This window comes from Anaeromicropila populeti, from assembly GCF_900112775.1.
Taxonomy (GTDB): Bacteria; Bacillota; Clostridia; order Lachnospirales; family Lachnospiraceae; genus Anaeromicropila_A; species Anaeromicropila_A populeti.
Genome location: NZ_FOYZ01000002.1, coordinates 169,738 through 192,664, shown reverse-complemented (window position 1 = coordinate 192,664; position 22,927 = coordinate 169,738). Strand labels below are relative to the sequence as shown.

25 protein-coding genes and 1 other annotated feature are annotated in these 22,927 nt (G+C 34.1%); of the genes, 2 read left to right on the top strand and 23 right to left on the bottom strand.

Features of this window, described 5'->3' with window-relative positions; genetic code table 11:
- Positions 1 to 11: 11 nt before the first annotated feature.
- From BM305_RS03045 to BM305_RS02980, 14 genes are all read right to left on the bottom strand, one after another.
- The gene (locus BM305_RS03045; RefSeq protein ID WP_092559224.1) at positions 12 to 821 is read right to left on the bottom strand and encodes a CPBP family intramembrane glutamic endopeptidase; all 810 of its coding nucleotides are present in this window, start codon (positions 819 to 821) and stop codon (positions 12 to 14) included.
- 194 nt (positions 822 to 1,015) lie between these two features.
- Positions 1,016 to 1,378, bottom strand: coding sequence for a 50S ribosomal protein L7/L12 (rplL, locus tag BM305_RS03040; RefSeq protein WP_092559223.1), 363 nt, complete (start codon positions 1,376 to 1,378; stop codon positions 1,016 to 1,018).
- A 59-nt stretch (positions 1,379 to 1,437) separates the two neighbouring features.
- The gene (gene rplJ, locus BM305_RS03035) at positions 1,438 to 1,935 is read right to left on the bottom strand and encodes a 50S ribosomal protein L10 (protein WP_092559222.1); all 498 of its coding nucleotides are present in this window, start codon (positions 1,933 to 1,935) and stop codon (positions 1,438 to 1,440) included.
- Positions 1,936 to 1,993: 58 nt separating this feature from the next.
- Positions 1,994 to 2,127 (bottom strand) — a sequence feature (ribosomal protein L10 leader region).
- 39 nt (positions 2,128 to 2,166) lie between these two features.
- Positions 2,167 to 3,279, bottom strand: coding sequence for an acyltransferase family protein (locus BM305_RS03030; protein WP_092559221.1), 1,113 nt, complete (start codon positions 3,277 to 3,279; stop codon positions 2,167 to 2,169).
- A 34-nt stretch (positions 3,280 to 3,313) separates the two neighbouring features.
- Complete coding sequence (locus BM305_RS03025) at positions 3,314 to 4,426, bottom strand: hypothetical protein (RefSeq protein ID WP_092559220.1); 1,113 nt, start codon at positions 4,424 to 4,426, stop codon at positions 3,314 to 3,316.
- Between the two features lie 80 nt (positions 4,427 to 4,506).
- Positions 4,507 to 5,901: a sensor histidine kinase gene (locus BM305_RS03020; protein ID WP_092559219.1), complete on the bottom strand. Its 1,395-nt coding sequence runs from the start codon at positions 5,899 to 5,901 to the stop codon at positions 4,507 to 4,509.
- Between the two features lie 5 nt (positions 5,902 to 5,906).
- Entirely contained in the window at positions 5,907 to 6,554 is a 648-nt protein-coding gene (locus BM305_RS03015; protein ID WP_092559218.1) for a response regulator transcription factor, read from the bottom strand.
- 20 nt (positions 6,555 to 6,574) lie between these two features.
- The gene (locus BM305_RS03010) at positions 6,575 to 7,045 is read right to left on the bottom strand and encodes a GNAT family N-acetyltransferase (RefSeq protein WP_092559217.1); all 471 of its coding nucleotides are present in this window, start codon (positions 7,043 to 7,045) and stop codon (positions 6,575 to 6,577) included.
- A gap of 101 nt (positions 7,046 to 7,146) precedes the next feature.
- Complete coding sequence (gene rplA, locus BM305_RS03005) at positions 7,147 to 7,839, bottom strand: 50S ribosomal protein L1 (RefSeq protein WP_092559216.1); 693 nt, start codon at positions 7,837 to 7,839, stop codon at positions 7,147 to 7,149.
- A 157-nt stretch (positions 7,840 to 7,996) separates the two neighbouring features.
- The gene (rplK, locus tag BM305_RS03000) at positions 7,997 to 8,422 is read right to left on the bottom strand and encodes a 50S ribosomal protein L11 (RefSeq protein ID WP_092559215.1); all 426 of its coding nucleotides are present in this window, start codon (positions 8,420 to 8,422) and stop codon (positions 7,997 to 7,999) included.
- 132 nt (positions 8,423 to 8,554) lie between these two features.
- Positions 8,555 to 9,073: a transcription termination/antitermination protein NusG gene (nusG, locus tag BM305_RS02995; RefSeq protein ID WP_092559214.1), complete on the bottom strand. Its 519-nt coding sequence runs from the start codon at positions 9,071 to 9,073 to the stop codon at positions 8,555 to 8,557.
- A gap of 8 nt (positions 9,074 to 9,081) precedes the next feature.
- Complete coding sequence (secE, locus tag BM305_RS02990) at positions 9,082 to 9,297, bottom strand: preprotein translocase subunit SecE (RefSeq protein ID WP_092559213.1); 216 nt, start codon at positions 9,295 to 9,297, stop codon at positions 9,082 to 9,084.
- A gap of 55 nt (positions 9,298 to 9,352) precedes the next feature.
- Positions 9,353 to 9,502, bottom strand: a complete 150-nt coding sequence (rpmG, locus tag BM305_RS02985) for a 50S ribosomal protein L33 (protein ID WP_092559212.1) — start codon at positions 9,500 to 9,502, stop codon at positions 9,353 to 9,355.
- A gap of 120 nt (positions 9,503 to 9,622) precedes the next feature.
- The gene (locus BM305_RS02980) at positions 9,623 to 10,015 is read right to left on the bottom strand and encodes a bacteriohemerythrin (protein ID WP_092559211.1); all 393 of its coding nucleotides are present in this window, start codon (positions 10,013 to 10,015) and stop codon (positions 9,623 to 9,625) included.
- A 185-nt stretch (positions 10,016 to 10,200) separates the two neighbouring features.
- On the opposite strand from BM305_RS02980, the gene BM305_RS02975 reads away from it, so the two are divergent.
- Entirely contained in the window at positions 10,201 to 10,887 is a 687-nt protein-coding gene (locus BM305_RS02975; protein ID WP_092559210.1) for a hypothetical protein, read from the top strand.
- Here BM305_RS02975 and BM305_RS02970 read toward each other — a convergent pair.
- The 8 genes from BM305_RS02970 to BM305_RS02935 form a co-directional block, all read right to left on the bottom strand.
- Positions 10,871 to 12,448, bottom strand: coding sequence for a helix-turn-helix domain-containing protein (locus BM305_RS02970; RefSeq protein WP_092559209.1), 1,578 nt, complete (start codon positions 12,446 to 12,448; stop codon positions 10,871 to 10,873). The genes BM305_RS02975 and BM305_RS02970 overlap by 17 nt on opposite strands.
- A 227-nt stretch (positions 12,449 to 12,675) precedes the next feature.
- Positions 12,676 to 14,733 carry a methyl-accepting chemotaxis protein gene (locus tag BM305_RS02965; RefSeq protein ID WP_177214518.1) on the bottom strand — a complete coding sequence of 686 codons (2,058 nt, stop codon included), beginning with the start codon at positions 14,731 to 14,733 and terminating at the stop codon, positions 12,676 to 12,678.
- A 165-nt stretch (positions 14,734 to 14,898) separates the two neighbouring features.
- The gene (locus BM305_RS02960; protein ID WP_092559207.1) at positions 14,899 to 15,783 is read right to left on the bottom strand and encodes a carbohydrate ABC transporter permease; all 885 of its coding nucleotides are present in this window, start codon (positions 15,781 to 15,783) and stop codon (positions 14,899 to 14,901) included.
- A complete protein-coding gene (locus BM305_RS02955) occupies positions 15,780 to 16,790 on the bottom strand; it encodes a carbohydrate ABC transporter permease (RefSeq protein WP_092559206.1) in 1,011 nt (336 codons plus the stop codon). Before BM305_RS02955 ends, BM305_RS02960 begins: the two co-directional genes overlap by 4 nt.
- A gap of 244 nt (positions 16,791 to 17,034) precedes the next feature.
- On the bottom strand, positions 17,035 to 18,429 hold the full coding sequence (locus BM305_RS02950; protein WP_092559205.1) for a hypothetical protein: 1,395 nt from the start codon (positions 18,427 to 18,429) through the stop codon (positions 17,035 to 17,037).
- A 60-nt stretch (positions 18,430 to 18,489) separates the two neighbouring features.
- Positions 18,490 to 19,506: a LacI family DNA-binding transcriptional regulator gene (locus BM305_RS02945; protein ID WP_092559204.1), complete on the bottom strand. Its 1,017-nt coding sequence runs from the start codon at positions 19,504 to 19,506 to the stop codon at positions 18,490 to 18,492.
- Between the two features lie 388 nt (positions 19,507 to 19,894).
- The gene (locus tag BM305_RS02940; RefSeq protein ID WP_092559203.1) at positions 19,895 to 20,380 is read right to left on the bottom strand and encodes a Gx transporter family protein; all 486 of its coding nucleotides are present in this window, start codon (positions 20,378 to 20,380) and stop codon (positions 19,895 to 19,897) included.
- 21 nt (positions 20,381 to 20,401) lie between these two features.
- Entirely contained in the window at positions 20,402 to 20,767 is a 366-nt protein-coding gene (locus BM305_RS02935) for a NusG domain II-containing protein (protein ID WP_092559202.1), read from the bottom strand.
- Positions 20,768 to 20,861: 94 nt separating this feature from the next.
- Here BM305_RS02935 and BM305_RS02930 point away from each other — a divergent pair, with 94 nt between their 5' ends.
- The gene (locus BM305_RS02930; protein WP_092559201.1) at positions 20,862 to 21,878 is read left to right on the top strand and encodes an FAD:protein FMN transferase; all 1,017 of its coding nucleotides are present in this window, start codon (positions 20,862 to 20,864) and stop codon (positions 21,876 to 21,878) included.
- A 246-nt stretch (positions 21,879 to 22,124) separates the two neighbouring features.
- On the opposite strand, the gene BM305_RS02925 is transcribed toward BM305_RS02930, so the two are convergent.
- Positions 22,125 to 22,916, bottom strand: a complete 792-nt coding sequence (locus BM305_RS02925) for an RnfABCDGE type electron transport complex subunit B (protein ID WP_092559200.1) — start codon at positions 22,914 to 22,916, stop codon at positions 22,125 to 22,127.
- Positions 22,917 to 22,927 lie beyond the last annotated feature (11 nt).

Genomic DNA, 22,927 nt, shown 5'->3' with positions numbered 1-22,927 from the left:
CATTCTCACTATTATATATTATGACTTATTCTGCGCTTGCTGTAATACTTCTTTATTTTCTCTTTTTCTAAAGCCGCTACTAAAACCCATGAAATCACAGCTTCCAAGACAAAAAATACCACTAACCACAATGTATATTTCATATTTACCACAGCGGCAATTGCATTAAACCAAGCATGATATACCCCACACAGTAAATTACTTTTTGTATATTTATGTATAGCCGAAAGAGAAAAACTAACTGGTACAGTCACTACAAAAATAAAATAGAAAATATTCATCTTCGCATGCATGTTTCCTGGAACAAACCAAACTGGAACATGCCATATGCCCCATATAATTCCTACCAATGCAGTTGCTGTCAGATAGGAAAACCTTTTTTCCATCAGCGGTTGTAAGCTCCCTCTCCATCCATATTCTTCTAGTCCTCCTCCAAATACAAATCCTACAATGGTATACAATAAAATTTTAAGTATTGAAACGGAATATGTATGTGTTAATTCGCATGTCATTATCATAGTAATTAATTTCCATGTCATATATGACATAATTATAATAACATCTCTATTTTTCAATTTTTCACCTATCAAAAAATGTTTTATGCTCTGTCCTCTCTTCAGCTTTTTATGCTTTCTTCTAATAATCAATGATGCCCCAAAAGGAGAACAAGCTCCAATAAACTGAAAGCATGCCCCAGCTGCTTTAAACAATACAGGAAGCTTATACAAAACAATTAGAATATAAAGTCCATAACACACCCATGTTGTTGCAAACGTAATTAGCAAGTACTCTATTACCATATTCTTTACTGTTTTCTTCATTACTGATTCCTCCTGTATTTCACTTCTGTCATTCGGCAGTTTCCCTCAAAAAAACTTTATTATAATCAATATTATACACAAATTTTATTATATTGTAATAAAATTACTTTGTCAACAATTTGTTATGCAATATTCCTATCACAAAAAAAGCCACGACTAAGTCGTGGCTTTTTTTGGTTACTTGATTATATAAATTATTTAAGTGTAACTTTAGCACCTTCTGCTTCAAGTTTAGCTTTGATATCATCAGCTTCTTCTTTTGTTGCAGCTTCTTTAACCATCTTAGGAGCTCCATCAACAACTTCTTTTGCTTCTTTTAATCCTAAACCAGTTACTTCACGAACAACTTTGATAACCTTAACTTTGTTTGGTCCTACTTCAGTTAATTCAACATCAAATTCAGTCTTTTCTTCAACTGCTTCTGCTGCGCCTGCTGCTGCTACAACAACACCTGCTGCTGCAGAAACACCAAATTCTTCTTCACATGCTTTTACTAAATCATTTAATTCTAAAACTGTCATACCTTTTATAACATCAATAAACTCTTGAGTTGTCATCTTAACATACCTCCATCATAATATTCATTTTATATTTTTTGTTATTTTTGCTAAATAAATTATTCAGCTGCTTCGCCATTCTTTTCTGCAATTTGCTTAAGAACACGAGCAAAGTTTGTAATTGGGGATTGTAAACTTCCAAGTAATTTTGAAATAAGTTCTTCTCTTGAAGGAATGCTTGCAAGTGCTTTACATCCATCTACGTCATATAAAGTACCTTCTACAACTGCTGCCTTAAACTCTAGAGCAGGAGCATCTTTCATAAACTTACTTAAAATTCTTGCAGGAGCTGTTGCATCCTCGATACCGAAAGCCACTGCTGTAGGTCCATCTAATTGTCCATCTAACTGTGCAAAATCAGTGCCTTCAAAAGCACGCTTTAACAAGGTGTTCTTGTAAACCTTGTACACAACCCCAGCTTCTCTTAACGCTTTACGAAGAGCAGTGTCTTGTTCTACAGTTAACCCACGATAATCTACTAATACAATAGAAGCTGACTTAGCAACATGTCCTTTGATTTCGTCTACAATAGGTTGTTTTAACTCTACCTTTGCCATTTTGGTTTACCTCCTTTTAGAATAATAACGCCGCCAACAAAACTCTTAAAATTTGTTTGTTTCAAGAAAAAAACCTCTCCATCGCAAGACAGAGAGGTAGAATCGTCATTTTAATCTAACAATTTCCTCGGTAGGCGTTTTCACCTTATGCCTTACGGCACCTACTGTCTTAGGCAGTTATAGCTTGTTTAAGCCTTAGTTAGATTAACATAATTTTATTGATTTGTCAAGTTAGTTTTTTGCAAATAATTTATTTACACTTCTTTTACAAGCAGCAATTGTCCACCATACACCTAATGCTAAGACAATAGAGCATAAAAATACAAATGCTACATATACAACATCATTTTTAACCATTACATCATCTGAATGTAAAAACTGAATAAACACATCATGTACTAAATACAATTCAAAGGATATTGTACCAATAAATTTTAGTGCTTTATTTGAAAATTTAACTTTCATTAAAATTAGTATGCACATTATAACAAAAACTATTTCTGCTGGAAGCTGCCATGATAAACACATCCAGGATTCTTTATATCCTGTAGTTCCCGGATTAATATATTGTGCCCAATAACTATATGTATTAAGCATATAATGTGTGCGGTAAAACAAAAGACCAAACAAAATTATGCTGACGGGTAATGCAATCCAATAGGTTTTTTTGAAAAAAGCAAGACATTTTTCCTCAAAGTTTGCATACAGCATACCAACAAAGAAAATCATTGCTGTATTGTACCACCATTCGCCTTGAAACCATTCATACCCATGCTTTTTTAATAAACAACCTGTTATATAGACACATAGAAATAAAAACATTCCTGTAAATGCAATTTTTTTATTTTTAATGAATCGAAATAAAACATAAAATACCAGATAGAATATAGTGATAGCAACTACGTACCATGCATTTCCATTAATTTGAGAAATACCAGATACTGCTTTTAATAATTGCATTCCCGAAAATTTTGTACCAAGTTCAACTCCTAGTAAGATATATATAATATTAATTACAAAAAAAGGAATTAATACTACTGACAGCCTATGTACCAAAAAACCTTTTAAGTAGTTTTCTTTTGTGTTATAGCTTTTTATTAAACCATAACCAGAATAGAAAAAGAAAATACTAACGCATAATACACCGATTTCTAACATGTACTTAAGTGACCCCGGATGCTCAACCGCTTGGGACAAGTGATGCAGCATAATAACAAGTGCAAAGAATCCTTTTATACCTTTACCATTTTCATTACTTAAATATTCCTCGTTCCATCCATGAACACCAAAAAACTGAATACCAACTAATAATAGTAATCCTAAAATAATATAATAAATAAACATTATAACAAAATCCTCCTAACCCCTTATATAATTTTTACTTTAGATAATAATTTAATGTATTATCCTTATCATATATTTGTATACTTCTGATTTCATAGGCAGTTTTGTCAACTGCAATCCAGATAGATTTACCATTTGGCAATTCTGTCTTAGTAACAACAACCTCATATCCACCTATTTCTCCGGCCACATATAACGTTACATTCAGTTTCTCAACATCCTCATTGTAAAGCCACGCTATACATTCTCTGGACTTTTCAATATAATGTTCCATTCCTCCTGACCGCTGAAATTTTTCCACCTCCTTATTTAATAATATTTCCATATCATCTTTTAATTCCTCCTGAAGTGCTTGAACCTGCTCTTCAATTTTATTAAATTTTCTCTTTCCCCTCCTTTCTACAGAACCAATTAGTATGTCAATTTCGTACAAGTCTTCTTCTGATAAACTTCCCTTTAATTTTTCATCTAACGTATTACTCCAGTCCTCCAGATTGCATTCATACTCATTACTAATTTTTTTTAAAAGCTGCTCTATTCTGTGGACGTACGCATTCCTTATGCCCAATAACGCACGATATTCCTCACTGACTTTTATTTTCAACAAATAATCTCCATTGTTTTCTTTCATTTGAATAAACGTGCATACTTCTCCTGTTGCTGCATTTACAGAAAACCGGTTAACTCTTCCAATCTCTTCATTTACGGCTGTCCCAACCCAGAAATTCTCAGAGTTAACCAATCCGCTATTGTATAAATATGTCATATAGAACATGTCGTCCTCAAAGCTTACATCATAAAAATTTTCTAAAAAATCTGCTCCAATCCTTACTGCTTCTGTAACGGAATAATCTGTTACTAGCGGTGCAAAAAAATCATCTTCTGTGAGCAATGCCCATTTTATATCCTTTTTGACAGTTTGTTTATTTTGATTAACATCATCTTCAAGAACTCTATTCTCTTCTATTTCATCAGGAACCAGTATCTTTTCCATCTTACTTATTGCCCGTTCCTGGCGTATTTGATCTAGACGAAACACTACTTCAAAAAATAAAATTCCCCCTATAAGTACAACAATAGTTACAAGCGTCAAAAAAATCATCGTATTTTTTTCTTTTATTTCATCCACCTCGCCAAAGTTACACATAAATAACTTTCTTTTATCTTAACATTTTACTATCATAAGGGAGTATTCGTCCTATTATAAAGTTGTAAAAACAATTTTCTTTAATATATTATAGTAATAGTAGTTCCCTCTCCTAGCTTTGATTTGTAAAACATATTTCCTTTATGACATTCCACAATCTGTTTTACTAGGGATAATCCCAATCCAATTCCACCTGAGTTCCGGCTTCTGGCTTTATCTATCCTATAAAAAGGTTCTGTTATTTTATCCAGCTCCTTTTCCTCCATTCCAATTCCATTATCACTCACACAAATACAAGTTTTATTATCTTCCATTTTTTTTATTATAAGAATAATTTTACCACTTTTTGTACATGCACGTAAAGAATTTTCTACAATATTATATAAAAGACTTTCCAAAAGCGGACCATTTCCATAAATTTTATCTATTTCGATTTTTTCCAAAAATGAAATGCTTTTTTGCTTAAATTTTAGAGAAAAAGTCAATCTTAATTTCTCTGCTAATTCCTCTGTACTATTTTCACACATTTCAATTTCATCCTTGCGCAGTTGAATTAAGTCCAATAAAATTCTGGACATCTTTTCTAACCGTTTTGTTTCGGTTATTATATAATCCAGCGCCATAAGCCTGTTTTCTTCATTCATTTGGGTCAGTTTAATAAGTTCTGCATAGCCAGATATTGTTGTAAGTGGTGTTCTCAGTTCATGTGCCAGGTTATTAATAAACAACTGCTTCTGTTCATCTGATTCTTTTAAACTCATTATTTTTTCGTCTATACTACTTGCCATATTATTAAAGTTTGCAGCTAATGTTGCCACTTCATCATTTCCAGAAACCTTAACTCTCTCTTGATAGTTACCCTGGGCAATAATATCTGCTGCCTCTGCAAGGGTTTCCAATGGCTTTGTCAAATTTTTTAGTGTGTAAATCAAGGCTAGCGTTAATACAAGTCCAATACAAAAACTGGCAACTCCAAAAAATGCACCAAGCACCCTCCATTCTCTTTGCATCTCTGTTAATGCATGTATGTAAATTAATGAATACTCTTCATAAGGGCTACCCAGGCTTCCCATTACTAGAATTCCTTTATTGCCCTTTTGGTTGTATATTTTTATACCAGCATCTTTATATTTAATCTCATTTTCTATTTTTACCCTTAATTCTTCTGAGGTACTACTGTATAAAATTTGTTTTTCCTTTATTAAAATTAAATAAACAGAACTTTTTTTATAATATTTACTATAATTATTAAACACACTTCTTATTGAATCCTCTGAAAATAGTTCTCGCTCCTCTAAAGACTGAAAATCTTTTTTTATGGAACCCGAGACAAAATACTGCCCTTCCACCGCTTTTTCGGATTCATTCTTCAACTGGCTGCTATACGAAATATGCGCAATACACAAAATTCCACAATTAAGACATATCATAAAAATCAGGAGTAAAATCAGAAATGTTTTTTGCCAAAATTTCATTTTTATTATACCTCCAGTCGATATCCCAGCTTATAGACTGTTCTTATACGTTCCTCCCAACCAAGTTTTTTTCTTAGTTTTTGAACATGTACATCTACTGTTCTTGTATCTCCCAAGTAAGAATAATCCCACGCAAGTTCCAGAAGCTTTTCTCTTGACAAAGCAATGTTTCTGTTTTGAATTAGAACCTCTAATAACTCATATTCCTGTGGTGTTAGTTCAACCAGTTCATTCTCATAGTAGACCTTATGACTGTCAAAAATCACCTGAACCTTGTCCAGCTGAAAGCTTTTAGTACAACCCTGCTGTCTACGCAATACCACATTCACTCTTGCAATCAGCTCCAGCATTTCAAATGGCTTCACAATATAATCTTCTGCCCCCAAAGAAAATCCATGTATTTTATCTTCAATATTTTCTTTTGCTGTCAAAAAAACTACTGCTGTATTTTCAATGTGCTTCATCAATTCAAAACCAGATACCGCTGGCAGCATAATATCTAAAATAATTAAATCGTACTTATAATTTTTAATCATATCCAACGCTTCGTTTCCATCAAATGCTTGATGGCATCTATGTCCCACTAACTGCAAATTACACTTCACCAATTCATTTATTGGAACCTCATCTTCCACAATCAGAATATTTGCCATATGCTTCACACCTGTCCCTTTTATCTTTCCAATACCAATTTCATATCTGTATAAGCTGATATTTTTTCCATAAATCCTAATTTATCATATAATGGTTTTCCAGCATCTGTAGCGGATAACTCAATATAAGATATATGCTTTTTCTTTGCTTCCTGAATAATTTGATTCATAATACTTGTTGCAAGCCCCTTTTTTTGATACTGCGGTCTTGTATAAACATTATACACTGTTCCCGTTTTTCCAGTCATGAACAATGGACTTGCTGGTTTTTCATTAACAATCATAAAACCTGTTGCTACAACTGCTCTGTCCTGCTCTGCAACATATGCTGTAAAATCAACATTAATATGTGTCTTAAAATATAGCTGCAACTGTTTTTTCAATGCCTCAATATCTTTTTCATCCATTCTTCCTAATGTTTCTTTTAGATATTCTATCCTCATAAATACCAATGAATTTACATCAGCACTTGTTGCTTTTCGTATAATCATACTACTCTCCTCCTATTAAGTGTTCTATTGCAGAAAAAAGCTGTCCCAAGATAACTCATTGTGCCTTGGTACAGCTTTCCCTTACATGAATAAATACTATATTAGCCTAATTTAGTTGTACTAACCTTCACACCAGGACCCATTGTAGAAGATAAAGTAACACTTCTCAAATATTGGCCCTTTGCAGCAGCTGGTTTTGCTTTTATAATAGCACCCATTAATGTTTCAAAATTTTCACTTAATTGTTCCTGACTAAAGGATACTTTTCCAACTGGCACGTGAATAATGTTTGTCTTATCTAATCTATACTCGATCTTACCTGCTTTAATATCTTGAATAGCTTTTGCAACATCCATTGTTACAGTTCCAGCTTTTGGGTTAGGCATTAAGCCCTTTGGACCAAGTACACGACCAAGACGACCAACAACACCCATCATATCTGGAGTTGCTACAACAACATCAAAATCTAACCAGCCTTCATTCTGAATCTTTGGAATCAATTCATCTCCACCAACAAAATCTGCTCCTGCTGCTTCTGCTTCTGCAACCTTATCTCCTTTTGCAAAAACAAGCACTTTCACAGTCTTTCCTGTTCCATGTGGTAATACTACCGCACCACGAACCTGTTGGTCAGCATGACGTCCATCAACACCAAGTCTGATATGCGCTTCAACTGTTTCATCAAATTTTGCAACAGCTACTTTCTTCACTAAACTTACTGCGTCTGCAGCATCATAAAGAGTACCTCTGTCAATTAATTTGGCAGCTTCAATATATTTCTTTCCTCTTTTCATTCTATTAACCTCCTGTGGTAGTATCGGGGACGTAATTAGGCTGTATCGCCATTCCCTCCCACTTATTACGATCTGCGGAATATTATCTTACTCTTGCTTAAAATATTGCATTTATTTTATATTACATTTGTTGCGTCTTGTTTAAATATTCTTAAAATTAATCTTCTACAACGATACCCATACTTCTTGCTGTTCCAGCGATCATGCTCATTGCACTTTCAATGCTGGCTGCGTTTAAATCTGGCATTTTTTGTTCTGCAATTTCTCTAATCTTTGCTTGTGAAATCTTTGCAACCTTTGTCTTATTAGGTACACCTGAACCAGACTGAATGTTGCATGCTTTCTTCAACAATACTGCTGCTGGAGGAGTCTTAGTAATAAAACTAAAGCTCTTATCTGAATATACTGTAATAACTACTGGTATAATCATACCTTCCTGATTTGCAGTTCTTGCATTGAATTCCTTTGTAAACTGTACAATGTTTACACCCTTCTGACCAAGTGCTGGACCAACTGGTGGAGCTGGTGTAGCCTTTCCAGCAGGAATTTGTAATTTAATATAACCGTCTACTTTTTTTGCCATAATAGCATACCTCCTGATTATTGTGGTTTTACCGAGAGTCTAATTTCGACGTAGAAACACTTTCTCTCTGCGCCATAACCTGTACACACCGCAGACAGACTGCCTCCACATTCTCTCCCACGCATATATAATTTATAACTTCTTAATATCCGTAAAACTGATTTCAACAGGTGTTTCACGGCCGAACAGATCAACATTTATTGTTACACTTTGCTTGTGATGATTAATTTGCTGTATTATACCAGAAGTATCTTTCCATACACCTGATGTTATTACAACTGTTTCACCTTCTTCAAAATCTACCTGTACATTCTGGCCATCCATAAGACCCATACTTTTCATTTCTTCTTCCGTCAAAGGCACTGGTTTCGACCCTGGTCCTACAAAGCCTGTAACGCCTCTTGTATTACGAACCACATACCACGTATCGTCATTCATAATCATGTTAATAAGAACGTATGCAGGAAACATCTTCTTTTGGACCTGTTTTTTCACACCATTCTTTACCTCTACAACATTTTGTAGTGGAATGGAAACCTCCAGAATTTGATCCTGAAGTTTTCTATTTTCGATTGTCTTTTCAATATTAGCTTTCACCTTATTCTCATATCCAGAATAAGTGTGAACTACATACCAATTCGCTTCTGACATATGATCACCTATCCTATTTGAAGAATCTTATCAACACCAAATTTTACTCCAAGATCAATAATAGAAATTATAAGCCCCAATACAACAGCTATTACTACCACTGCTGCTGATTGTTTGATAAGTGATTCTCTGTCTGGCCAGATAATCTTTTTGAACTCAGCTTTTAAACCTTTAAAAAAGCTCTTTTTAGGAGCCTTTTCTTTTGTGTTAGCAGTATCTCCCATATCTTCACTTTCCTTTCATGCAACCAGTTCTCACCTGATTGTACATCGGATTAAATTATTTGGTTTCTTTGTGTAACGTGTGTTTCTTACAGAATCTACAATATTTCTTTGTTTCCATTCTATCTGGATGTAACTTCTTTTCCTTTGTCATATTATAGTTACGTTGCTTGCATTCTGTACAAGCTAAAGTAATTTTAACGCGCACAACTGCCACCTCCGATTGTTCATTTTTATTACAATATTTTTAAGCATAAAAAAAAGACCTATTCCATCGCTAGTTAAATATAGCATATTTATTAAATAAAATCAATAGTTTTTTGAATCCTTACTCTTCGCCAATCCTTTTATCATTTTCTAAAATATGTTCAATCAGCCAGTCTGCTAAAAAATTAAGTATATCTAGAATTGCTGCATCCTGATTTTCATCTATGCTGTCCATATCAAATTCTTCTAATTTCTCAATAAACTTCTGGTGCTGTATTTTTTGAGTAAACATTCTCTTATAGTTAATGCTTTCCATATATGCTTCTTCATCTGCAAAATGCTTTTTTGTGTAATCTCTTAATTCGTTCAAAATCAAAGAAATATGATCGTACTTGTCAGGCAACAATTCATTGTGAAGCAACTGGTAAGCCGATTCTGCAATTTCAAATATTTTTTTATGTTCCTCATCGATTAGCTCAATTCCTGTTAAATATTCCTGTTTCATTTCATACATAAAAATCAGCCTTCTTTCTTTAATAAAACTATAATAGTTTTTTGTATTATACTATAATATTAATGCATCTGCAAGTAATAGAACTACGACTTTTATGAAAGGTACTACCAAATTACCTATCGACATTTTAATTTATATCGAATATAATTAATGATATAAAAAGAATTTGAAAAGGGAGGTCTTTTATGTTTCAGCTTATGAACAGTTACTCATATATCCATTATAAACTTTCAAGCAATCATTCTCCCCTTTTTTCTCATGGAAATGAAATCAGCTGCCTTTATAGTAAAATAGTAGATTTGAGCAGACAGTCACCTACCTATCTGATAAAGGTTACTCCTGAACTTTTTGATGTATCAATCGAGTTAAAAGAAGCTGCCTTACACTTGCATGATATTCTTGAGGTTTTAACAGCAGAGGAGAATGGTATCCCTTTCATATATCTTCAATCATCTATGGACTATAACAAGATAAAAAGTCTAATTGATCTTTTTATTCATAATTATAATCAACTGAGTGCTGTATCAAGCCCTGTGATGAACCAAAAACTACAGCGGGAATTTTTTTGTTCTTTAAGTCATTATTCTGATGCTCTTAATTCCTGTGGTATTGCTTTTGAAGAAAACGGACTCCTTTTTACAGAATCCTCTTTATTAGATGAGAGGATTCAGTCAGGTGCTGTTTCTACTCTTTTCTCTGGAAGTGAAAGCTTTGGATGTCACATCAAAAATCATGCTTATCAGATTTTACTTAATCCAATAGAATATGTGAATAAAAAAGTAGTGACCTATCCTGATCAGTCAAGTATTAATTTTCCAAACCCTTACCTTACTTCCTTTTATACAGGTTTGCTTTTTAGTGGCTATTGCTAAGTCCCTCTTTGTCCAATTTTATAAATTCTGAAGGCGACTTGCCCACTGTCTTTTTGAACAAACGACTAAAATAATTTGGATCATTATGCCCAACCAGATAACAAATCTCTTTAATTGTTTTATTTCCCTCCATTAGATACTCTTTTGCCTTTTCAATCCTCAGATTTGTGAGCCACTCCACATAATTAAAGCCTGTTTCCTCTTTAAATATTTTACTAAAATGCTGTGGTGTTACACCTACATAATTGGATACATCATCTAAAGTTAACTCACCTTGAAAATGTTCATTAATATATTGCAATGCTTCTTTGACAACATCAGATTTTCTATCGCTGCGACTGGTTCGTATTGCCTTAATAATGTATTCAAAATGCCTATAAACTTTCTCTTCTACCTCTTTCCATGACGCATTTTCAACTTCACGAAGAAAATCATAATAATTTAGGTTATCTGCCTCATTTTCACCCTGCATTCTAGCCTCATGACACGCTAATACTAACAACTCAAACAATTTATTTTTTCTTGCATCTATATTAAGAGGCTTCAACATGTCCAATATCTCACTAAACAAATCCAGCGATTCATCTTTTCCGTACTTAATACTTTGAAGCATCTTATTTTCGACTGTTATATAATCGTTATGTGAAGCACTATTAAAAAGAACGTCATTAACATGTATTACATTTCCTTTTTCCTTATATCGAAGACTCTTTATAGCTTCTTCATAAGAATCATGTATGGCTTCCAATTTTTTTGTGTTACCAACCCCAATTTTCACTTCCATGTTTAGACATCTTTTCATTTCCGCACACAGCTTGTTGGCAAGCTGAATATGTTCTTTATAATTTTCCTCTTGCGTTGATTCACTTATATAAATAATGATACGATTGCCTATAACAGGTCCCACTACGCAAACATGTTTATCCGACAATATGTCCTTTATGGTCTGATAAAGGATGCTTTTGTCTTTTTCCATACTTAAAACACACTCTGCTCCCAGAGAAACAATTTCTAAATTAAGCACATAGCCTCTGTTTCCTAAATTAAATAATGACTGATATCTCTTTATCTCACCATCCATTTTCCCATTCCACAAAAATGAATAGATAAAACTATAATCTGCAAATTCGTAAATCTGACTTCGAATTCTTTTATCAGTTCTCATTTCTTCTTTAAACAAATCACGCTGCCTTAACTCATCTAGAACCCTATCTAAAACATGAATCAAGTCATTTTTCTTCACTGGTTTTAATAAATAATCTGCTACTCCATAGTTAATAGACTCTCTGATAAAATCATAATAGTCATATTCCGAAAGCATAATAATGCTTATTTCACTATTATGTTTTCGAAGTCTTCTAACAACTTCCAAACCTGAAATGCCTTGAAGTGCAACAGAAATAATTAAGATATCTGGTGTCAATTCACTCACTAACCGAAGCACTTCACTCCCTGACTTAGGGTATCCAACAACCTCTATACCCTTAGCTGGCTGAGAAGTATACTCACTTATAATTTCTATGTACTCTTCTTCTTGTTCAGCAATTAACATTTTATACATGACAAACCCCTTCAATCCTGGTCTAAAATAACTTATTTTTACATATTATAACATATGTTTTTATTTTATACAAGCATATTCTTTTCTTCTTAAAACCTTCCTTGTCAAATAGTACTTTATTATACTCTATGCTGTTCCCAATTTTCAACTGCTTGTTTGCATTTTGCTCGTTAACATAATAAAAGGGTTCTCATTTATGCAATTTAAATAAATGAGAACCTTTTAGATTAGTTTGATAACTTAAATTTATCTACTATATTTTTAAGCGAATTTGCATATTCTATTGTCTGCTGCACCATTTTATAGGTATCATCTGTCATCGATACAATATCTGCATTTTTCTCAGACACATTTGTTACCCCTTCTGATACTTCAGATACAGAAATACTAATTTCAGAAATTGCTTTTGAGATATCCAACATGGTTGTATTTAATTTATTAATAGACTGATCAATATTATCCATGGTATGATTTACATAAGTTGCATCCTGACTGTATTTTTCACTCATCTCAATAAATTGAATATAATCTTTAACAACACTTGCATCTAAAAACTCAAGTATTTTGGTTAGACACTTCTCCATCTTCTTAACAGATAGATTCACCTCTTCTACAATGTCTGTAATATGAACAACCGTTCTAGACGACTGTTCCGCAAGATGACCAATCTCTCCTGCAACCACTGCAAATCCCCTACCCGCTTCTCCTGCTCGAGCAGCCTCTATAGATGCATTCAATGATAAAAGACTTGTTTCATCTGCAATTTCCATTATTGTATTAGCCAATTCATTAATTTTATCAACTGATCTTGATTGCAGCAGAGCTTCTGCCGTTTCAGCCTTCACAGACTCATATAGTACTTTTGTATTCTCATTTGCTATTTGCGTTGTACTTTTTAACCCACCTGCACGCTCCATAATAGTTGCAGAAAGTTCTAATCCATCTGCTGCCTTCTGACTGATTAATTGCGTACTTGCTTCTATTTTTTTAATATCTTCTGAAATCATCTGTGTACTTCTGGCGCTATCTTCCATTCTAACTGAAAGCTCCTCTGTAGTTGCCAGATTATCGCTTGCATTATCATTTACAGTATTTGCAATTCCTCTCAAACAGTCTGCACTTCCACTTAATGCTTCCGAACTCTGGCTAATACTATGCATCATTTCACGAAAAGTAGCCCTCATTTTCTGTATTGCTCTTGCCATTTCACCAACTTCATCTTTTTGTTTCATTACCTTCCGATATGATTCATCCACTGTTAAATCCAACTCTGATGTTTTTAAAACAATAGATGTAACTTTTTTAATTGGCACAGAAATGGTAGATGAAAATATATATGCAAATGCAGATAAAACTATAATAATGATCAGACTGCTTAGAACTGCATTTTTTTTCATATCCTCAATAGGTGCTAATACTTCTTTTTCTGAAATCCCTACACAAAAAATCCAATCGTTTACATCCGAAACACTATATGCCAAATACTGGCTTACCCCCTCAATCTTATTTTCCTCTACATCCGTTTCAGGCTGCTCCCCATTTTTTATTTTTTCAGCAAGTGCCTTTACAATAGGTATATCTGCACTTTTACCAACTAAACTTGCATCAGGATGATAAATATAGGTACCAGACTGATCGCATAAATATGCAAAACTGGTATCCGAATCCATTACCTTTAAATTAGAAATTGTATCTGCAAGCAAAGACACCTTTATAGTAATAAACAGAACCCCTGTTAATATTTCCTCATCAAAGTGGGACTGCTGCGGTACACCTAATGATATAAGCGCCTCACCTGTATCAGACAAAAATACATTACTTTGTGCCGGCTGTTTTGATTCAAGAATTTTCTGGACAAATGCCTCTTGCGAGTAATCTTTCATTCTAAGCTTTTCATCAGTGCTGGATACTGCCACACCGTTTTCAGCTGATACTAAAGTGATACTTTCATAGTCATTATTTTGAGAAATATATTTTTTTAATGCAGCACTTACTTCTAGTTCACGTCTTTCACCATTTGCCTGAACGCAGACAAACATATCTTCTGAACCATTCATGTACGACATGGATGCATTTACTTTTTCTATAGCCTTTTCAATGTAATCGCACTGTGAATCTACAATATTGCAAAGGCTGTCTTCAGTTGTAGTTTTTAACGTTGTATGGGAAGCATTAAAAATATAAATGAAATTTACAAAGACCGCCAATATAATAAATATTGTGACCAGAATTGTTACTTTTAACTTAATTGATAAAACGCCATGTGTTATTTTTTTATTTTTCACTCGAACCACCAGCTCCTTTTCAGTGGGAAATCTCTTGTAGATAGCGGAACAGGTGTCCACTTTAGTAAACTAAAGCAGACACCTTATAGGGGTGCGGAAATAATCCGCTGCAAGTTAAACCTGCAAAATAGGAGTAAATATATACCAATTACATTAGGTTATTTATTATTCTTTTACACCACCCAGAGCAACACCTGCAATGATGTATTTTGACAATGCAAAATATACTATAAAGATTGGCATAATAGTAATAACTAATCCGACATAAATGATACCATAATCTGTTCTAAATCTCTCTCCTCTTAGAAGCTGAACAAACATTGGCAACGTATATTTTGATGATGCAGATAACAGCAACGAAGGAGTAAACAGGTTATTCCAGGATAAAATGAATCCGAAAATTGCCTGAGTTGCAACAGCTGGCTTCATAAGAGGCATTGCAATACGATTAAATGTATTAAATTCTGAGGAGCCATCAATTCTGGCAGCATCAATAATTTCCAATGGCAACGCACTTTGCATATACTGTTTCATAAAGAACACTGTACTTGGCGCAGCAATTGCTGGAATAATCAAAGGAATATAGTTATTCGTTAAATGAATTTGTAACATAAATTTGTAAAAACCAATTGCTGTAACCTGCATAGGAATCATCATGATTGCTAAGATGAAAGTCCATGCAAATTTACTTCCCTTAAACTTATAAACAGATACACCATATGCCGTCATAGTAGAAAAATATACCGTCAAAATTGTGGAAAAACCAGATATAACCAAACTATTGATCATGTATCTCCATAACGGTACTGTTTTATTACATTGAACCAACAATTTATTTACATTGCTAAAAAAGTAGGTGGATGGCAGTAAAGTAAATTTGGATTGGATATCAACGTTGCTTCTTGTTGCATTTACAATCATAATCCAGAAAGGTATTAAACTTAATACACATAAGAATATGCATATAGCATTCCGAAGTATTTTCTGAATTAGGATACTTAATTGTGCCTGTTCACCTTTTTTTTCAATATCTACTTCCTTTTTACTCATGCTGCGTTTCCTCCTTTCTTCTGCGCTAATTTAATTGCTTTTTTCTCTTTAATTGCTTCTTTATCTCTCATAATATAGAAAAGAACCAAACTAATAACTAATGTTACTGCAAATAACACCATTGATGCTGCAGATGCCTTACCAACTTGTCTTGCACCTGTCAGTGCTAAATCCTTTATATACATCGTAATAGTTCTTGACGCAAAATCTGGATCTCCATAACCACTTTGTGTTAACAGTTTAGGAATATCATACATCTGTAAACCACCAATTGCAGATGTTACAAGAGAGAATAACATAATAGGTCTTAACAATGGCAATGTTACTCTAAAGAAAATTTGAGTACTGGTTGCTCCATCTACTCTTGCAGCTTCAAACAGAGATGGATTAATACCTAAAATACCGGCAACTAATACAATCATTGTATTTCCATACCACATCCAAAAGTTAATAAAGGCAACTAATAACCGTACTGCCCATTTACTTAACCAGAAATTGAATGGTTCATCCCAAATACCTGCATTAACAAATGCTTGGTTAATTGGACCCTGCGGAAAATTAAATAATGAATAAAACAATACCGCGATTGTTGCTGCTGTAATGATATTTGGCATAAATACCATGATTTTATATGCGCCTTGTCTCTTTAACTTAATCTTTGTATCCGTAAACCAGGCAGCAAGTAATGTTGCCAGCAGTAACTGTGGTAAAAAGTTCAAAAACCACATAATAAACGTATTGGATAAAGCGTCAATCGTCGGAGTATCTAAAAACTTCCCACTTGTACCAAACAAAACATCTTTATAGTTATCTAATCCATTAAAATCTGGTCCAATTTCCTTACCAAATGCATCAAATAAATTTCTGCAAAAACTTAATCGAATGGTATTAATTAATGGATATAACTGAAAAATTGCATACACAATAAAGAATGGCGCGATAAAGAAATAGCCATATCTTCCATATTCGACTGTTCTTCCTTTTTTCTTCTTATCTGTCCCAGCCAACTTTCTTCACATCCTTATTAATAATATTGAACATGCACGATAGCCGTTCACCCCAATATCATGGGTATTTTATAAAATCCAAATTCACTTTTGAATTTTATAAAATACCCAATCTATGGATTGGCTACTCTTTCTTACGATTAGCGCAATACTCTTTAATTATAAGCCAACTAACTTATTATGTGGAGAACATTCCCACAACTTAATTTGAAAATGTTCTCCTAAATATACCTTAAATTATTACTTATTCCACTGTTAATGTAGGATACATATCAGCTACACCAGCTTTGAAATCAGCAATTGCTGCATCTTTATCTTTTTCACCATTTGCATATGCTTTTACTTGGATATCTAATTGTTCATTGATCTTCTGATCATATGCTGACATCCAGGATACATCTACGTTTTCAGCTAAAGGAGAGAATACAGATAAGAAATCCTGTCCGCCTAAGAATTCATAAGGTCCTTTGCCTGCATCAATTAACTGCTGAACAGCTTCTTTGTTATTTACATAATCTAAAGTTTCATCAGCCATTTTGTTCATAGTCTCTGTATCACAAGTTAAAGTTTTCATAATTAATCCAGCAAGCTGTTTGTCACTACAGTTAGCAGTTGCAGCTAACCAAGTTCCACCCCAGTAATAAGGTGCTGGTCCTTGACACATAGCCCAATCTCCGTATGTACCTTCACCAACTTTTTCACCACCACAGTTTGCTTTAATTGTCCAGTGTAAGAACCAAGTACATCCAAAGTATGCAAAAGTACTGTCGTTTGCACAGTTTGCATTCCATTGCTCTGTCCACTGGCTTGTTTTATTCGTTAAATCTTCTTCTTCTAATGTCTTATAAGCATCAAAATATGCTAACATATTATCATCAATAGAAAATACGCTGTTTTCATCAACCCAAGGTTTTGTTTTTGTAGCTAAGTAAACTTTAACGATATCATCGTTACCTGAAAGTATCTTTGTAGCACCGCCAGATTTTTCATTGATTGTTCTAGCTGTTTCAAAGAATTTATCCCAGTCACTTACGAATTCCTGGACTTTATCTGGTTCATCTGTACCAAGATATGTTTTAGCTAAAGATCTTCTGTACATCATAGAACCTGGACATGCCTGCCATGAAAGTGCCTGAATTGCACCTGTTGATTGGTTTGTAGGAATTGTTAATGTATATGCATATTGGTTTGCATAATCATCAGCTGTAATTCCTAAATCAGCAACATCTAATGTATAATCGCTGTTTACATATTTCTTAATATAATCTGCTTCTAATGCAAAAAGATCTGGGTATTCAGCAGAATCAGGGCTTCCTAAAAGACCATCAATTTTTTCTTGATAGATTGCACTGTCACCAATGTTTACATATTGGATTCTGTCAGTATATTCTGGATATTTATCCTTAAAATACTGCAATCTGTCTTCTAACTCTGTGTTCCAAGAATAAATATAGAATGGTTCTGTTGAAGTAGAAACCTCTTCAGATGCTGCTGGTTCTTCACTTTCTGCTGCAGCGCTTTCTGTTACCTCTGCTGTTGGATCTGTTGAAGTTTTATCATCATCCTTCTTACATCCCCAAGCAGAAACAGCCATGATTACTACTAATAGTAATGCTAAACTTTTCTTAAATCTTTTCATTTCATTTCTCCTCCTTAAAAATTATTATGTTGCATCAAAGATAATCAGTATGATCGATTATTACACATCTATTTTCTTAACTGATCCACCTTTAATTAGCTGAACTTTTAAACATATATTCTCTAATGAAGTCGTCATTGGACTTTCAATTAGATTAATAAGCTGCTTAGCAGCTTCAGCTCCAATTTTGTCAACATCCTGCTTTACTGTTGTCAGTTTTGGTTCTAATGACTTGGTAAAGGTGATGCCATCATAACCTGCCACGCTAAGCTCGTCTGGAATCTTTATTCCCATCCTTGCTGCAACATTAAGAATTCCTAATGCCGCATAATCATCTGGCGCAATAATGCAGGTTGGTCTGTCGGACATACCCAGTAATTTTTCTGTCAGCCTCTCTGTTGTCGTAACACTACGGTATTTCCCCTCTAAAATAAAATCATTGTTAATTTCAATATTGTTTTCCCGCATCACAGTATTAAAGCTTACAAGCCTGTTATGCGTTACTGATGCCTTTGTCCCATGAATATAGGCAATTTTTCTATGCCCTTGATCAATAATATACTGTACCAGCTGCCTCATCCCATCTAAGTTATCCGAAAGAATTGAAATTGCTCCATTATACGAATGATCAATTGTTACAACAGGATAGTCACTATTCACCAGTTCCAGTACTTCTGGGTCATTAAATTCTGCCACACATGCAATACATACTCCATCAAAATTACGGTATCTGCAATGTTCCAGATATGACATCTTTCTATTCCCAATATTGTGGTCAATAAAAGTAATATCATATCCCCTCTTAGCAGCCTTTTCCTTAAAGGCAGCCAGAATGTGGGCAAAATACTCATTTCTCAAGCTTTGATTAGAAGTATCCATGTATAAGACACCTAGATTGCAAGTCTTTTTCATTTTCAAGGCTCTTGCATTCGCATCAGGAAAGTACCCCATTTCATTAGCATTTCTTATTACTAATGCCCTAGTCTCTTCACTAATGTCTTGATACCCATTTAACGCCTTACTGACAGTAGATACCGAAACACCACATTTTAATGACAATTCTTTAATCGTTGCCACTACTGTTCACCACCATATCTAATCATTCACTTGCTTTTACTAAAAACACTACTATATCGTTTTCGTATCATCATTATACAGCATATTTAACAAGAAATCAAGTTGATTTTATTATTTTTTATGAGATTTATCAATTTTACAACTCTATTACAACTTGATTTATATATTTTTACCATTATAAACAAAATGTTTTCTTTTAAATTAAATTTTTTACCTTTTTGTTTCTAAACTGTTTCGAAACCACAATTTTATTTCACCTTATTCTTTAATGCATAACCTACTAAATAATACTATTATATCTTGGTTTTTCAGCATTTATGCTTAATTTATTTTATAATGCTAACAAAATAGTTACGAAACAAAACACGAAACTGACACATTTAATTATCTAATTTTTCCATTTGCTTAGTGTTGTTTTTGCTGCTATCCCTATAAAAAAACCAGTAATTGATCCACTAATTATCAAAACGCCTCCATAATACAACAACTCTTTCATCTCCAGTACTATCATTGCCACAATGAGCTGTCCTATATTATGAGCTACGCCGCCAGCAATACTAATTCCCACTGTGCTGAATTTCTTTGTTTTCATTAAAGTGACCATTACAATACCACTTAATAGTGAACCCGCCAGACTATAACTTAAACTGTACAGATTGCCGAAGGTAAAGCTTACCAGCAGCACTCTTAGAATTGAAATCTGAAGTGCTTCTCTCCCCCCAAATCGATAAAGTACCAGGACAGTTACTATATTAGCAAGTCCTAATTTAACCCCATAAATCCCAATATAAAAGGGTATCATATTTTCTATATAGCTCAAAATAAATGCCACTCCAATAAGCATTCCAAATTGTGTAATTTTCTTTACATTCATGTAGACTTCCCCCTTCAAACTTTATGATACGGCATCCAATTCTGCCTCTTCATCTCCCTTAATACTAACCACCACCTGATTAGGAAGACAGATAATAGATTCACCTGCTTTACTAATTTCTTTATGATGCACGCAATACTGGTTGGGGCAATCCGCATGGGTAATAGAAGCTTTTCCGTCCTTAATCTCCAAAACGTTCTTTTTACCTTTTGAATTTACAATTTCCAGAAAAATATCCTCCCTCAGACTTACAGTTTTATAAACTTGTCCTTCTACCTTTACTTGTACTACCAAGTTATTTTCTGAAAAAACAAACTCCCTTCCTATAAAAAAAGCACCTGCTAGAACCACCATTACAAGCACCAGAATAAAGTCATTTTTTTTCATTGCTTTTCCTCCAATTCATTTTCTTTCTTGACAGTATTTATACAAATTCCTATAATGAAGCTACAACTACTATTTATAGTTTAGGAGACTATATATGAAAAAATTAATAATACTCTTCATTATCTGTTTTACACTTTTGTTATCTGGATGCGAGAAGCTGTCTCTTTCCACCAAGAACCAGTCTTCTGATGAACCAGTTAGTGACACACAATTTGCTTTCAACACCTTTGTAACGATTACTCTTTATGATACAACTGATACTAGTCTTTTAGAGCAATGTTTTTCATTATGCAGGGAATATGAAAATAAATTCAGCCGTACACTAGAATCCAGCGAATTGTGGAATCTAAATCATTCCACCCTGTATCAAACCACTTTGTCTGATGACTTGGAATCACTTCTGGAGAAAGGCATGTATTACAGCCAGCTTTCTGACGGAAGCTTCGATATTACTATTGGAGCAGTCAGCCAACTGTGGGATTTTACAGCCGAATCGCCTGTACTTCCTGAAGAAAAAGAGATTCAGGCTCATCTTCCTTTTGTTAATTATAAAACAATTTCAATAGAAAATCATCAACTTATAAAAGAAAATACAAATACAGTAATTGACTTAGGTGCAATTGCAAAAGGTTACATTGCAGACAAGCTAAAACAGTTTTTGTTGGAAAACGGCGTAAAGAGTGGCATGATTAACCTTGGGGGAAATATCCTTTGTATTGGAGAAAAGCCAGATGGAGAGCCATTTAAAATTGGTATTCAGAAGCCCTTTGAAGACCGCAATGAAACAATCTGTGCTGTTGAAATCAGTGATTTGTCAGTAGTATCCTCTGGAATTTATGAACGTTATTTTAAAGCTAATGGTGTTTTATACCATCACATCCTAAACCCTCTAACTGGATATCCCGTTGAGAACAATTTAATATCTGTAACCATTATATCCAAAAATTCCGTAGACGGAGATGCCTTGAGCACACTATGCTTTTCTAAGGGGCTAAAAAATGGTTTAGAACTGATTAATTCTCTTTCTGATACCTATGCGGTTTTCATTACAGATGATTATGAACTTCATTTTTCAGAAGGGTTTGAAGATCATTTTAAAATAATTTCTTAGTTCCTTATACAAGAAATACGGATTAATTTCTATCGCAGAACAAAGTGTGTGTTCCACACACTTTGCCGCGCCTTGTGGGTGTGGCTGTCCTTTAGCCACAATATTCCTTGCCCACAAGTGCGCATCATCCTGCACCCTGTTTTTTAGGGTGCTATTTTATGTAATAGGATATGCGGAGTAACTTCCTATTACATAAAATAGACAATAGCCTGCTTATATGCATTCTATTGTCTATTTTACTTTTTCCTATATAATTACTTTTGCAGGACATTTTTCTGCACATTTTCCGCATCCAGTACATTTAGACTGATCAATATGCGCCAGATTATTTTCCAATGTAACTGCTCCTGCTTCACACTGTTTTACACAGATTCCACATCCTATACAACCTGCCTTACATACTTCTCTTACTATCTTACCTTTATCCTTAGAATTGCACTGTACAATGTGGGTTGCACTATATGGAACCAGTTCAATCAGCTGATTTGGACATACAGCAATACATTTACCGCAAGCCTTACATTTATCCTTATCCACTACTGCAACGCCATTCACAACTTCAATTGCATCAAACGGACACGCTCTTACGCATGTACCATATCCCATACAACCATAGGAACATTTCTTTTCCCCGTTTCCTGGTATTAATGCAAGCTTCTTACAATCGTGAATTCCATAATAATTATATTTAATTCCTGCTTTATCACAGGTACCAGCACACTTCACAAATGCAACCATTTTTTCTGCATCGCTGCTGTCTACTCCCATAACCTTTCCTATCTCCACAGCCTTATCTGGTCCGGCAACAGGACAGCTGTTAACAGGAGCATCTCCTGCGGCAATTGCCTTTGCCAATGCATCACAACCTGCAAATCCACATCCGCCACAGTTATTACCTGGTAAAAGTTCTCTGACAAAAAGTTCTTTTTCATCTACCTCCACTGCAAACTTGATTCCTGCTACACCAAGAAGAAGTCCAATTAATAATCCAGTGACTCCAATAACAGCTGCTGCTGTTATAACTGCTACAATATCCATCTAATCTCCTC

Bases quoted from the DNA above. Each gene is read 5' to 3' on its own strand.
- BM305_RS03010 (WP_092559217.1), bottom strand. From the start codon at position 7,045: ATGATTATACGAAAAGCAACAAGTGCTGATGTAAATTCATTGGTATTT.
- BM305_RS02960 (WP_092559207.1), bottom strand. From the start codon at position 15,783: ATGAGTAAAAAGGAAGTAGATATTGAAAAAAAAGGTGAACAGGCACAA.
- nusG (WP_092559214.1), bottom strand. From the start codon at position 9,073: ATGTCAGAAGCGAATTGGTATGTAGTTCACACTTATTCTGGATATGAG.
- BM305_RS02925 (WP_092559200.1), bottom strand. From the start codon at position 22,916: ATGGATATTGTAGCAGTTATAACAGCAGCAGCTGTTATTGGAGTCACT.
- BM305_RS03025 (WP_092559220.1), bottom strand. From the start codon at position 4,426: ATGTGTAACTTTGGCGAGGTGGATGAAATAAAAGAAAAAAATACGATG.
- BM305_RS02975 (WP_092559210.1), top strand. From the start codon at position 10,201: ATGTTTCAGCTTATGAACAGTTACTCATATATCCATTATAAACTTTCA.
- rplK (WP_092559215.1), bottom strand. From the start codon at position 8,422: ATGGCAAAAAAAGTAGACGGTTATATTAAATTACAAATTCCTGCTGGA.
- BM305_RS02970 (WP_092559209.1), bottom strand. From the start codon at position 12,448: ATGTATAAAATGTTAATTGCTGAACAAGAAGAAGAGTACATAGAAATT.
- BM305_RS02930 (WP_092559201.1), top strand. From the start codon at position 20,862: ATGAAAAAATTAATAATACTCTTCATTATCTGTTTTACACTTTTGTTA.
- BM305_RS03045 (WP_092559224.1), bottom strand. From the start codon at position 821: ATGAAGAAAACAGTAAAGAATATGGTAATAGAGTACTTGCTAATTACG.
- BM305_RS03030 (WP_092559221.1), bottom strand. From the start codon at position 3,279: ATGTTTATTTATTATATTATTTTAGGATTACTATTATTAGTTGGTATT.
- BM305_RS02980 (WP_092559211.1), bottom strand. From the start codon at position 10,015: ATGTATGAAATGAAACAGGAATATTTAACAGGAATTGAGCTAATCGAT.
- BM305_RS02935 (WP_092559202.1), bottom strand. From the start codon at position 20,767: ATGAAAAAAAATGACTTTATTCTGGTGCTTGTAATGGTGGTTCTAGCA.
- BM305_RS02950 (WP_092559205.1), bottom strand. From the start codon at position 18,429: ATGAAAAGATTTAAGAAAAGTTTAGCATTACTATTAGTAGTAATCATG.
- secE (WP_092559213.1), bottom strand. From the start codon at position 9,297: ATGGGAGATACTGCTAACACAAAAGAAAAGGCTCCTAAAAAGAGCTTT.
- BM305_RS03015 (WP_092559218.1), bottom strand. From the start codon at position 6,554: ATGGCAAATATTCTGATTGTGGAAGATGAGGTTCCAATAAATGAATTG.
- rplL (WP_092559223.1), bottom strand. From the start codon at position 1,378: ATGACAACTCAAGAGTTTATTGATGTTATAAAAGGTATGACAGTTTTA.
- rplA (WP_092559216.1), bottom strand. From the start codon at position 7,839: ATGAAAAGAGGAAAGAAATATATTGAAGCTGCCAAATTAATTGACAGA.
- BM305_RS03020 (WP_092559219.1), bottom strand. From the start codon at position 5,901: ATGAAATTTTGGCAAAAAACATTTCTGATTTTACTCCTGATTTTTATG.
- rplJ (WP_092559222.1), bottom strand. From the start codon at position 1,935: ATGGCAAAGGTAGAGTTAAAACAACCTATTGTAGACGAAATCAAAGGA.
- BM305_RS02940 (WP_092559203.1), bottom strand. From the start codon at position 20,380: ATGAATGTAAAGAAAATTACACAATTTGGAATGCTTATTGGAGTGGCA.